The sequence below is a fragment of the Brevundimonas sp. CURTG3B2_SDJG genome (assembly GCF_057364705.1).
In genome coordinates this window covers 1-11224 of the sequence record NZ_JBNFOJ010000078.1, presented here as the reverse complement: position 1 = coordinate 11224, position 11224 = coordinate 1, and the positions used below count along the sequence as shown (strand labels likewise).

Below are 11224 nucleotides of genomic sequence, written 5' to 3'. Positions count from 1 at the left end.
CGACTGCGCGGCGGCCGCGTCGGCGGCGGCGGCCAGGGCCAGCCCGGCGACCAATCCAGCGATGACGGCGCTCTTGCGCATATCCTGCCCTTCACGCCGCGACGGGGGTCCCGCCGCAGTCAATCCAGCAAGTAGACATCGCTGGTCGGCCCGGTCAACGGAACGGCGGCGCTGCGGGGGAGTTCCGCGCGACTCGACGGGACTCCTGTGGCGCGAGCGTCACGGCGAGAGCGGTCCGCGCCCCGAGTTCGCCGCTCCGTCGACATCAAGCGCCGCCGCCTGAACGTCTTCGCCTTGTCATCGCCCCTTTTCGCCGTGTTATAGAGCCTCGCTTCGGCTCCGACCCGTGTTCGGGCGCGCCGGCGTGTGCGACGGAGAGGCCGGCGCACGCCATATCGAATGGAGAACTCTCGATGGTGCTGGTTCGCGGCGCGACGCTCGCCCTTATCGCCTCGGGTCTGGTGCTGGGCGCCTGTTCCGCCGAACGGCCCTTCGGGCCCACCGTGGGCGACGTTTTCGGCGGCGGACAGCGCAACGCGGCGGCCGCGGCCCGCTCGGCCCAGCCGGGGATCGGCGTGAACGCCTTCCTGTGGCGCGCGACCCTGGACACCCTGAGCTTCATGCCGCTGGCCAACGCCGATCCCTGGGGCGGCGTGATCAACTACGACTGGTACACCGACGCCCAGACGCCGAACGAGCGCTTCAAGGCGACCGTGTTCATCCTGGACACGCGCCTGCGCGCCGACGCCCTGAACGTCTCGATCACCAAGGAAGTCCGCGACGCGTCCGGCGCCTGGGTCGGCGCCACGGTGGCGGCCCAGACCGAGACGGACCTTGAGAACGCGATCCTGACCAAGGCGCGCCAGCTCAACCTCCAGAACGCCCGCTGATCCCCCCCCATCGACTAGCCTCCTTCGGGCCCGTTCCTAGAGGAGCCGCCTGAAGGACTATCGTGGCCCGATACGAGCCCAAGACCGCCGAACCCCGCCAGCAGGCCCGCTGGGCGGCCGCCGACGCCTTCCGCACGCCCACCGAAGGGACCGGCAGGCCGAAATACTATGTGCTGGAGATGTTCCCCTATCCGTCCGGGAACATCCACATGGGCCACGCCCGCAACTACGTCATGGGCGACGTGGTGGCGCGGTCCAAGCGCGCCCAGGGGTTCGACGTCCTGCATCCCATGGGCTGGGACGCCTTCGGCCTTCCCGCCGAGAACGCGGCGATCGAGCGCGGCGTCCATCCGGGCGACTGGACCTGGTCCAACATCGCCGCCATGCGGGACCAACTGAAGCTGCTGGGCCTGTCGCTGGACTGGAGCCGCGAGTTCGCCACCTGCGACCCGGCCTACTACGGCCGCCAGCAGGCCTGGTTCCTGGAGTTGTTCAAGCGCGGTCTGGTCTATCGCAAGGACTCGGTGGTCAACTGGGACCCGGTCGACAACACCGTCCTGGCCAATGAGCAGGTGGTCGACGGCCGCGGCTGGCGCTCGGGCGCGGTCGTCGAGAAGCGCAAGCTGAACCAGTGGTTCCTGCGCATCACCGACTATGCGGACGACCTGATCGAGGGCCTGAAGGAGCTGGAAGGCCGCTGGCCCGACAAGGTCCGGCTGATGCAGGAGAACTGGATCGGCAAGAGCCGCGGCGCGACCCTGTGGTGGGAGATCGCCGAGGCCCCGGCCTTCCTGCCCGCCTCGCCGGAGGGCGAGCCCAATCACGCCCGCGACCCGATCGAGGTGTACACGACCCGGCCCGACACCCTGTTCGGAGCCAGCTTCCTGGCCCTGGCCCCCGATCATCCGCTGACCAAGGCCGTCGCCGAACACCGGCCCGACGTCGCCGCCTTCATCGCCGCCTGCGCCCAGTCGGGCACCAGCGAGGCGGATATCGAGAAGGCCGAGAAACTGGGCGTGGACCTGGGGATCCGGGTGCGGCACCCGTTCGATCCCGAACGCACCGTGCCGGTCTGGGCGGCCAACTTCGTGCTGTCGACCTACGGCTCGGGCGCCATCTTCGGCTGCCCGGCGCACGACCAGCGCGATTTCGAGTTCGCCACCAAGTATCGGCTGCCCATCGTCCCGGTGGTGAGACCCGACGGCGCGGGCGATGACTTCGACGTCGACGGCGAGGCCTATACGGGTCCGGGGACGATCTTCCACTCCGGCTTCCTGGACGGGCTCGAGGTCGAGGCGGCCAAGGCCGAGGCCGTCGCGCGCCTGGAGACGTCCGGCCGCGGCGAGGGCGCGACCCTGTATCGCCTGCGCGACTGGGGCGTCAGCCGCCAGCGCTATTGGGGCTGTCCGATCCCGGTCATCCACTGCGCCGAATGCGGCGCCGTCCCCGCCGATCAGCTGCCGGTCGAACTGCCCAAGGACGTCACCTTCGACCTGCCCGGGAACCCGCTGGACCGCCACCCGACCTGGAAGCACGTCAAATGCCCGTCGTGTCACGGCGATGCGACCCGCGAGACGGACACCCTGGACACCTTCGTCGATTCCAGCTGGTATTTCGCCCGCTTCACCGATCCGACCGCGGCCGAGCCGATCTCGCGCGCGGCGGCGGACAAGTGGCTGCCGGTCGATCAGTACATCGGCGGCGTGGAACACGCCGTGCTGCACCTGCTCTACGCCCGCTTCGTCAGCCGCGCCCTGTCCGACGCCGGCCTGATGAACGTCAGGGAGCCCTTCGCGGGCCTGTTCACCCAAGGCATGGTCGTCCACGAGACCTACCGGCGCGCCGACGGCGCCTGGGTCGAGCCGACCGACGTCGAGCTGGTCAATGACGGCGGCGAACGCTCCGCCCGCCAGCTCTCGACCGGCGAGGCGCTCGTCATCGGCGACATCGAGAAGATGTCGAAATCCAAGAAGAACGTCGTCGCCCCGCAGGAGATCGTCGACACCTACGGCGTCGACGCCGGCCGCCTGTTCGTCCTCTCTGACAGCCCGCCGGAGCGCGACGTCCAGTGGACCTCGGGCGGGGTCGAAGGCGCCAGCCGCTTCGTCCAGCGCGTCTGGGCCGAGTTCGACGGCTTCGATCCCTCGATCCCCGGCGATCAGGCCGCCAACACCGCCCTGGTGCGCGAGACGCATAAGGCCATCAAGGCCGTGACCGACGGCGTGGAAGGCTTCCGCTTCAACTCGGCCATCGCCAAGCTCTACGCCTTCGTGGCTGTCGTCCGCGACCACGGTGCGGCGGGCGGCGAGGCCAGGCGTCAGGCCCTGTCGGCCCTGGCCCGCCTGATCGCCCCCTTCACTCCGCACCTGGCCGAGGAATGCTGGACGCGGCTGGGCGAAGAGGGGATGGTGCTGGACGCGCCCTGGCCGGTCTTCGATCCGGCCCTGGCGGCCGACGACGAGGTGACCCTGCCCATCCAGGTCAACGGCAAGCGCCGCGGCGAGATCCGCGTCGCCCGCGGCCTGGAGCCGGCCGAGGTCGAAGCCCTCGTCCTGGCCGATCCGGACGTCCAGGCGCGGCTGGAGGGTCTGACGGTGAGGAAGGTCGTGGTGGTCAAGGACCGCATCGTGAACCTGGTGGCCGCCTGATGCGGGGCCTTGTCCTGGCCCTGGTTCTGGCTGTCCCAGTGGTGGGACTGGCCGGTTGCGGCTTCACTCCCCTGTACGGCGACGCCGGCGTGGGCGGGTCCCTGTCCCGGATCGCGGTGACGACCCAGGACGATCGGCTGGGCTATCGCGTGCGCGAACAGCTGGAGGACGCCCTGGGCCGCGACGGCGGCCAGGCGCCCCTGTGGCGGCTGCAGACCGAGATCGAGCAGAGCCGTCGCCCGATGGGCCGGCGCATCGACGACACGGCGGTCCGCTATGAGTTGACCGTGCGCGGCCGCTGGACCCTCACCCCTATCGCGGGCGGAACCCCCATCACCGGCGTTGAAACGGTCACCACGACCTACGCCGCCGCCGACCAGCCCTACGCCGCCATCGCCGCCCAGCAGGACGGCGAGGAGCGCGCCGCAGCCGAACTGGCCCGCCTGATCCGGCTGGATCTCCTGCGGGCGATGTCCAGCCAGTGATCCTCTCGAAGCGGCCAGAGGTCGATCGCTTCCTGAAATCTCCGGACCGGGGCGTCCGAGCCGCCGTGATCCACGGCAAGGACCGCTCCGGCGTGGCCGAACGGGCCGAGATACTGTGCCGGGCGATCACCCCGGACCTCAACGACCCCTTCAACGTCACCGTCCTGACCGACAGCGACATCGACGGAGACGAGGCCCGCCTGGAGGAGGCCCTGACCGCCCTGTCCATGATCGGCGGCCGCGCCTGGTGCGGGTGCGCCTGTCGGCCGAAAAGGCCTCGGTCGACAAGCAGCTGGCCGCGGCGCTGAAGGCCCACGCCGAGGGCGCTTACAACCCCGACGCCATGCTGGTGATCGAAGCCGGGGCGTTGGGGCGCGACTCCGCCCTGCGCAAGGCCGCCGAGGCCGCCAGGGAAGCCGTCGGCATCGCCTGCTACGAAGACGAGACCGGCGACGTCGCGCGCATGACCCGCGAAGCCCTGGCCGCCGACAAGGTCGGGCTGACCGGCGACGCCCTGGACCGCTTCGTCGCCCGCCTGCCCCGCGAACGGGGCCTGATGCGCCAGGAGATCGAACGCCTGGCGCTCTACATCGGCCCGGGCAGCGGCCGGACCATCGACGTGGCCGAGCTGGAGGCGCATCTGGGCGTCGAGCCGGACGCCTCGCTTCAGGACGCGGCGCTGCAGGCGTTCGGCGGCCGGCCGGCGCCCGCCCAGTCCGGCCTGCGCCGCGCCCTGGCCGAAGGGGAAAGCCCCGTCATGGCGGTGCGGCAGGCGTCGATCCACCTGGGCAAGCTGCGGCGCATCAACGTGCTTCAGGCCAACGGAGCCAACGCCAAGGAGGCCGCCAAGGCCGCCGGCGTCTTCTGGAAACAGGAGGCCGAGATGCTGCGCCAGGCGCGAAGCTGGCGGTTGGACGATCTGGACAAGGTGCTGGACAGCGTCAACGCCGCCGATATCGCCACCAAGACCACCGGCTCGCCCGACCAGCTGATCGCGGAGCGGCTGCTGCTCGAGATTTCCGCCCGCGCGCGGCGGCTGGGGCTCTAGGGTCAATCGACATTCAAACCCGTCATTCCCGGCCCTGTGCCGGGAATCCATGAACGCGAAGGGCGGAAGTCGAGAACCTCCAAGGCCTCGACCGCGATCCTGGATGGCCGGGACAAGCCCGGCCATGACGGAAAACAAGGATCTGAGAAGCCAAGGCTATCGACCGAATGTCGATTGAACCTAGTCCTCGTCCACGCCAACGCCGTCCGGCGGCAGGATCGCCAGGGCCTCGCATTCCGGACGCCGGCAACCGATCAGGCGGGGCTCCTCGCCCTCCCGCTCCAGCACGCCGTAGGCCGCCGCGTTGATGGCGAAGGTCCAGCGTACGCCGTCCTTCTCGGCCACGCCGCGGGCCTCGCACGGCAGGTGATAAAAGTCGTGGAAAGAGCCGTCGCCGCCGATCGGCTCGCTGAGATCCAGGAAACGGCCCGCCTGGGCCGGCGTCGGGGACCAGGCGCGGCATTCCTCCGCGAAGGCGGGATTCCGCGCTTCCGGCGTGCCGTCGGCGATCACCGCGGCCGGACCGATCTCCACGACGCGATAGGGCTCGCACAGCGCGGGCGTGGCGACCAGCGCCGCCAAGGCCCCGAACGTCAGATTGCGCACCATCGTCTCGCCCTTTCCGCCACCGCGCCTGCGATCCGATGCGAGGGTGATCCCGTCGTATCGGTACGGAAACCGCCGGAACCTGACTGCAGCCCCTAGCCCCGCTTGGAGGCTCGGCGGAAAGCCGGCTTGTTCAGGGCGGCGTTCTGGCGGTTCACCGCCTTCTCGGCGTGCTGGGCGGGCTTGAAGCCGCCCGACGACGGCGCGCCGGCCGCGCCCCGCTTGGCCGCGAGCGCCTTCTTCAAGGCCTCGGCGGTCGGATTCTTCGGCTTGTCGGTCATTCCCTCAGTCTGCCACGCGGCGCCGCGCCAGCCAAACCGTGGCGCCGCCGCATTCCGGATCGTCCTGGACATGCCTCAGGACGTCGAAGCCCGCCGCGTCCAGACCCGCCCGATAGGCCGCGGGCGAAAGACTGCCGTGATACAGCGGCTCGCCCCGCCATTCGCCCACCGCCTCCTCGGCCTGGGCCCCGCTGGTGAACATCAGCACGCCGCCCGGACGGACGTGGCGACCGTAGCCCGCGAACAGGCCTTGCTGGTCCTCAGGCGTCAGATGGAAGGCGCTGTGCCAGGCCAGCACCCCGTCGAAAGTCCGCCCCAGGTCCAGGCCGCGCATGTCCGAGACGATCCAATCATGGGCCGGGAACCGGGCCTGGCACAGCTCGATCAGGCCGGGCGCGGCGTCCACGCCGGTCACCCGCCGTCCCTCTTCGATAAGATGGCGCGCGATCGGTTCGCCCGAGCCGCAACCGAGATCCAGCACGGTTCCCATCGCCGGGACATGGGACAGGAAGACGTCCAGCCAGGCCCGTTCGATCAGGGTCTTGCCGCGGTCGGCGTCCCAGTCGCGCACCCGGCGGCTATAGAGGTCGATGACCGCCTCCGCCGGCTCGGGAGGCCGATCCGCCATCTCAGCCGCGCATCAACCGCCGGCACAGGTCGTCCAGCTGCTCCAGGGTGCCGTAGCGGATGGTCAGCTCGCCCTTGCCCCCCTTGTCCGCCAGCTGGACCTTCAGGCCCAGGGCGTCGGCCAGATCCTGCTGCAGGGCCGCGACGTCCGCCGCGCCCTCGCCCGAGGCCAGCCCGGCCGCCTTGGTCCGGCCAGGCTTCGGTCCTTCGACGGCGCGACGCGCCAGCGCCTCGGCCTGGCGAACGTTCAGCCCTTCGTTGACGATCTGCTCGGCCAAGGCGGCGGGATCGGGCGCGGTCACGAGGGCGCGGGCGTGACCGGCGCTCATCTTACCCTGGCGCACATACCACAGCACCTCTTCGGGCAGCTGCAGCAGGCGCAAGGTGTTGGCTACGTGGCTGCGGCTCTTGCCGACGACCCCGGCGACCGCGTCCTGCGTCCGCCCGAACCGCTCCATCAGCTGGCGATAGGCTTCCGCCTCCTCCAGCGGGTTCAGGTCGGCGCGCTGGACATTTTCGATGATCGCGACCTCGAACACCTCGACGTCGTCCATCTCGCGCACCACGACCGGGACTTCCGTCAGGCGGGCCTGCTGGGCCGCGCGCCAACGGCGTTCACCGGCGATGATCTGCCACGCGCCGTCCTGTCCCGGCTGAGAGCGGACAAGGATGGGCTGCAGCACGCCCTTGTCGCGGATCGAAGCCGCCAGCTCGTCCAGTTCCTCACGGCCGAAGATCTTGCGCGGCTGGTCCGGGTTGGGTTTCAGGCTTTCGATCGGCGCCATCCGTACGCCGGTCGGCGCGCCCGAACCGTCGACGGGCACGGCTTCCCCCGCCTGTTCTCCCAAAAGGGCCGAAAGACCCCGGCCCAGACCGCGCTGACGTTCACTCAAGATGCTGATTCCGTTCTTCTATCTGATCTAGGCGGCCTGGAGCCGGCGTTTGCGTTCCCGCGCCACCACCTCCCGCGCCAGCCGCAGGTAGGCCTGACTGCCGGCGCATTTCAGATCGTAGATCAACGCCGGCTTTCCGAACGACGGCGCCTCGGCGACCCGCACGTTGCGGGGGATGACGGCGTCATAGACCTTCTCGCCGAAATGAGCGCGGACGTCGTTGGCCACCTGGCCGGACAGGGCGCTGCGGCGATCGAACATGGTCAGGACCAGGCCCTGAATCTCCAGCGACGGATTCAGGCTCTGGCGCACCATGTCGACGGTCTTCATCAATTGGGTCAGACCTTCCAGGGCGAAGAACTCGCACTGCAGCGGCACCAGAACGGCGTCCGCGGCGGCCATGGCGTTCAGCGTCAGCAGGTTCAGCGACGGTGGGCAGTCGATCAGGACATAGTCATACCGGGAATGGCCTTCGCCGCCCTGGGCCGACAGCGCGTCTCGCAGCCGGAAGGAGCGTCGGTCGGCCTGGCTGAGCTCGATCTCGACGCCCGACATGTCGGCGTCGGCCGGAACGATGAACAGCCCCGGCACGGTGGTCTGGACCGCGGAATCATCGACCGAGCGGCCGTCGACGATCACGTCGTAGATGGTCACCCGCCGTGTTTCACGTGGAACACCCAGACCCGTGGACGCATTGCCCTGCGGATCCATGTCGACGATCAGCACCTTTTCGCCGATCGCCGCCAGCGCCGTGCCCAGGTTGATCGCCGTGGTGGTCTTGCCCACCCCGCCCTTCTGGTTCGAGACGGCGAGGACGCGGGTCTTGTTGTCAGCGCGCACGGCGGAGACTCCGGACGGATACGATACGGCCGCGCGGGTCGCTGCGCGAAACGGAGAGGTCGGCCTCAAACTGCCAGACCCGACGGGCCTCCGCCACCTCGGCCTCGGCCTTTTCGCCCTTCAGGAACAGTCCCCGGGCGCCCCGTTGTAGATAAGGCTGTGCATAGCCCAGCAGCTTCTCCATCGGCGCGACGGCGCGGGCCGTGACCACGTCGACGGTGACCGCATTGTCCTCGGCGCGGCCGTTGATCACGGTGGCGCGAAGCGACAGGGCGTCGACCACCTCCTGCAGGAACCGGCACCGCTTCCCCAGGCTGTCGATCAGCCACACATGGGACGGGGCGGTGCTCTTGAGCATGATGGCCAGGACTACGCCCGGGAACCCCGCCCCCGCGCCCAGGTCGGCCCAGGTCCGGGCGCCCGGCGCCTGGTCCAGCAGCTGGGCCGAATCCCAGATGTGTCGGTTCCAGACATCCGGCAGGGTGTCGGGCCCAATCAGGTTCATCACCGCATTGGCTTCGGCGAGCCGGTCGATGAAGGTCTGCAAATCGGCCATCTGCGCCGGCGTCGCGCCGGTCAGGGACTGGAACTCGGACGGGGTCACGCGGCGACCTTCGCCTTCTTCACATGCGACAGCAGCGCCGTGAGCGCGCCGGGGGTCATGCCCTCGATGCGCCCGGCCTGACCCAGGGTCCGCGGCTGGACGAGGGAGAGCTTCTCGCGCACCTCATTCGACAGCCCGCCGATCGCGGCGTAGTCGAGATCCACCGGCAGAGCCAGGGCCTCCTCTCGGCGCAGGGCCTCCGCGTCGGCGGCCTGGCGGTCCAGATAGCCCGCATAGCCCGCGTCGATCTCGATCTGCTCGCGCACCTGGCGGGACCAGCCGATGATCTCCGGCGCGACCGGTTCGAACATCTTCAGCGTCACGCCGGGGAACGACAATAGGTCGCGGATGGAACGGCGCTGACCGTCGGCGTTCACGCGGATGCCCAAGGCGCCCGCCTCCTTGGGCGTGAAGAGCGTTTCACGTGAAACAGCGCTCGCCGCCGCGAGTTCGGCCGCCTTCATGGCGAACGCCTCCGCCCGCCGGGGGCCCACGACGCCCGCCGAGACCCCGAGCGGCGTCAATCGTTGATCGGCGTTGTCGGCCCGGAGCGTCAACCGGTACTCCGCCCGACTGGTGAACATGCGGTAGGGCTCGGTCACACCGCGCGTCACCAGGTCGTCGATCATGACGCCGATGTAGGCCTGATCCCGGCTGAGGATCAGAGGATCGGACCCGCCCGCGGCGCGCGCGGCGTTCAAGCCGGCGATCAGCCCCTGAGCGCCGGCCTCCTCATAACCGGTGGTGCCGTTGATCTGGCCGGCCAGATACAGGCCAGGGCGCTTCTTGACCTCCAGCGCCGGCGTCAGCTCGCGCGGGTCGACATAGTCGTATTCGATCGCATAGCCGAAGCGGAACACCTCGACCGCCTCCAGGCCCGGGATGGTGCGCAGGAAGGCCAGCTGGGTGGCGTCCGAAACGGAGGTCGAGATGCCGTTCGGATAGACGGTGGGGTCGTCCAGGCCTTCCGGCTCCAGGAAGATCTGGTGCGAGGTCTTGTCGGCGAACCGCACTACCTTGTCCTCGATGGACGGGCAGTAGCGTGGGCCCCTTCCGGACAGATGACCGCCGTAGACGGCGCTCTCGCTGAGATTCTCGGCGATGATCCGGTGTGTCTCTTCGGTCGTATGGGTCACGCCGCAGGCGATCTGGGGCACGTCGATCCGGTCCGTCAGGAAGCTGAACGGCACGGGGTCTTCGTCGGCCGCCTGGCTGTCCAGCCGGTCCCAGCCGATCGTCCGTCCATCGAGGCGCGCGGGGGTCCCGGTCTTCAGCCGGCCCATCTGCAGGCCCGCGCCGTACAGGTCCGCGGCCAGGCCGGTGGACGGCGCCTCGCCATGACGGCCGGCGGGGATGCGCTGGTCGCCCTTGTGAATGACCCCGTTCAGGAAGGTGCCCGTGGTCAGGACGACCGCGCCGGCGCGCAGGGCGACGCCCTCGCCGGTCACCACCCCGGCGACCCGAGGTCCATCCAGGATCAGGCTTTCCGCCGTACCAGCCATCAGGGTCAGGTTCGGGGTCTGCGCCAGCTCGGCCTGCATGGCCTCGCGGTAGAGGCGGCGGTCGATCTGGCTGCGCGGCCCCTGGACGGCGGCGCCCTTGGAGCGGTTCAGCAGGCGGAACTGGATGCCGGAGACGTCTCCCAGCCGGCCCATCACCCCGTCCAGGGCGTCGATCTCGCGCACGAGGTGGCCCTTGCCCAGGCCGCCGATGGCCGGATTGCAGGACATCTCGCCGATGGTTTCGAGCTTCTGGGTCAGCAGCAGGGTGGCCGCGCCGGTGCGCGCGGACGCCGCCGCGGCCTCGCAGCCGGCGTGGCCGCCGCCGATGACGATGACGTCGAACGCCTGAGGGGGGACGGATGGCATCGCGGGGACATAGTCGAAAACGCCCGCTTCGCCACCGGCGGGCCGCGCTGTTCACGTGAACAGATCACATTCCCGATGCAGAAGGTCGAGAAGACCTCGCCCAGGATGTCCTCCACCCCGATCGCGCCGGTGACCCGGGCCAGGGCGTCGGCGGCCCTGCGCAGATCGTCGCCCGCCATCTCCGGCGCGATGTCCAGCGCGCGACGACCCGCCTCGGCGGCGGCGAGTGCTTCCTCCAGCCGCCGGCGATGCCGCTCGCGGGTCACGGCGGGGAAGTCAGCGCCGGACAGATCGCGGGCCAGGCGTTCCGCGATCCAGTCGTGCAAAGCGGCCAGCCCCTCGCCCGTCGCCGTGCTGACGGCGATCGCGGGCCGACTGGCCGGCGGAACGTCGACGCCGCCCAGGTCGGCCTTGGTCAGCACGACGAGATCATC

Annotated in this window: 10 protein-coding genes and 2 pseudogenes; 4 read left to right on the top strand and 8 right to left on the bottom strand. The window is 69.9% G+C overall.

The features are described 5' to 3' along the window. The first annotated feature begins 413 nt into the window (after window positions 1–413). The 4 genes and pseudogenes from AC2W7C_RS07255 to holA all read left to right on the top strand — a co-directional run bounded on the left by AC2W7C_RS07255 (window position 414) and on the right by holA (window position 5071). Window positions 414–890 (top strand): DUF3576 domain-containing protein, encoded by a 477-nt coding sequence (locus AC2W7C_RS07255; protein WP_486000838.1) that lies wholly within the window; start codon window positions 414–416, stop codon window positions 888–890. Window positions 891–952: 62 nt separating this feature from the next. Continuing rightward, window positions 953–3538 (top strand): leucine--tRNA ligase, encoded by a 2586-nt coding sequence (leuS, locus tag AC2W7C_RS07250; RefSeq protein ID WP_486000837.1) that lies wholly within the window; start codon window positions 953–955, stop codon window positions 3536–3538. Further along, window positions 3538–4023: an LPS assembly lipoprotein LptE gene (gene lptE / locus AC2W7C_RS07245; protein ID WP_486000836.1), complete on the top strand. Its 486-nt coding sequence runs from the start codon at window positions 3538–3540 to the stop codon at window positions 4021–4023. Before leuS ends, lptE begins: the two co-directional genes overlap by 1 nt. Beyond that, window positions 4020–5071: pseudogene (gene holA, locus AC2W7C_RS07240) on the top strand (DNA polymerase III subunit delta). Before lptE ends, holA begins: the two are co-directional and overlap by 4 nt. 180 nt (window positions 5072–5251) lie before the next feature. On the opposite strand, the gene AC2W7C_RS07235 reads toward holA, so the two are convergent. The 8 genes and pseudogenes from AC2W7C_RS07235 to AC2W7C_RS07200 form a co-directional block, all read right to left on the bottom strand. Further along, window positions 5252–5680, bottom strand: coding sequence for a hypothetical protein (locus AC2W7C_RS07235; RefSeq protein WP_486000835.1), 429 nt, complete (start codon window positions 5678–5680; stop codon window positions 5252–5254). Between the two features lie 92 nt (window positions 5681–5772). Continuing rightward, window positions 5773–5958 (bottom strand): hypothetical protein, encoded by a 186-nt coding sequence (locus tag AC2W7C_RS07230; RefSeq protein ID WP_486000834.1) that lies wholly within the window; start codon window positions 5956–5958, stop codon window positions 5773–5775. A gap of 4 nt (window positions 5959–5962) precedes the next feature. After that, window positions 5963–6586 (bottom strand): class I SAM-dependent DNA methyltransferase, encoded by a 624-nt coding sequence (locus tag AC2W7C_RS07225; RefSeq protein ID WP_486000833.1) that lies wholly within the window; start codon window positions 6584–6586, stop codon window positions 5963–5965. A 1-nt stretch (window position 6587) separates the two neighbouring features. After that, window positions 6588–7478 (bottom strand): ParB/RepB/Spo0J family partition protein, encoded by an 891-nt coding sequence (locus AC2W7C_RS07220; RefSeq protein ID WP_486000832.1) that lies wholly within the window; start codon window positions 7476–7478, stop codon window positions 6588–6590. 27 nt (window positions 7479–7505) lie between these two features. After that, on the bottom strand, window positions 7506–8318 hold the full coding sequence (locus tag AC2W7C_RS07215) for a ParA family protein (RefSeq protein ID WP_486000831.1): 813 nt from the start codon (window positions 8316–8318) through the stop codon (window positions 7506–7508). Then, window positions 8308–8874 carry a 16S rRNA (guanine(527)-N(7))-methyltransferase RsmG gene (gene rsmG / locus AC2W7C_RS07210; protein WP_486000839.1) on the bottom strand — a complete coding sequence of 189 codons (567 nt, stop codon included), beginning with the start codon at window positions 8872–8874 and terminating at the stop codon, window positions 8308–8310. The genes AC2W7C_RS07215 and rsmG overlap by 11 nt, the downstream gene beginning before the upstream one ends. A 44-nt stretch (window positions 8875–8918) precedes the next feature. Next, window positions 8919–10790: a tRNA uridine-5-carboxymethylaminomethyl(34) synthesis enzyme MnmG gene (gene mnmG, locus AC2W7C_RS07205; RefSeq protein ID WP_486000830.1), complete on the bottom strand. Its 1872-nt coding sequence runs from the start codon at window positions 10788–10790 to the stop codon at window positions 8919–8921. After that, window positions 10679–11224 (bottom strand): annotated as a pseudogene (locus AC2W7C_RS07200) (hypothetical protein); the annotation flags it as partial. The pseudogene AC2W7C_RS07200 and the gene mnmG, both read right to left, overlap by 112 nt.

Coding starts and splice junctions, on each gene's coding strand:
- mnmG (WP_486000830.1), bottom strand. CDS start 10,790: ATGCCATCCGTCCCCCCTCAGGCGTTCGACGTCATCGTCATCGGCGGC.
- AC2W7C_RS07225 (WP_486000833.1), bottom strand. CDS start 6,586: ATGGCGGATCGGCCTCCCGAGCCGGCGGAGGCGGTCATCGACCTCTAT.
- AC2W7C_RS07230 (WP_486000834.1), bottom strand. CDS start 5,958: ATGACCGACAAGCCGAAGAATCCGACCGCCGAGGCCTTGAAGAAGGCG.
- lptE (WP_486000836.1), top strand. CDS start 3,538: ATGCGGGGCCTTGTCCTGGCCCTGGTTCTGGCTGTCCCAGTGGTGGGA.
- AC2W7C_RS07235 (WP_486000835.1), bottom strand. CDS start 5,680: ATGGTGCGCAATCTGACGTTCGGGGCCTTGGCGGCGCTGGTCGCCACG.
- rsmG (WP_486000839.1), bottom strand. CDS start 8,874: ATGGCCGATTTGCAGACCTTCATCGACCGGCTCGCCGAAGCCAATGCG.
- AC2W7C_RS07255 (WP_486000838.1), top strand. CDS start 414: ATGGTGCTGGTTCGCGGCGCGACGCTCGCCCTTATCGCCTCGGGTCTG.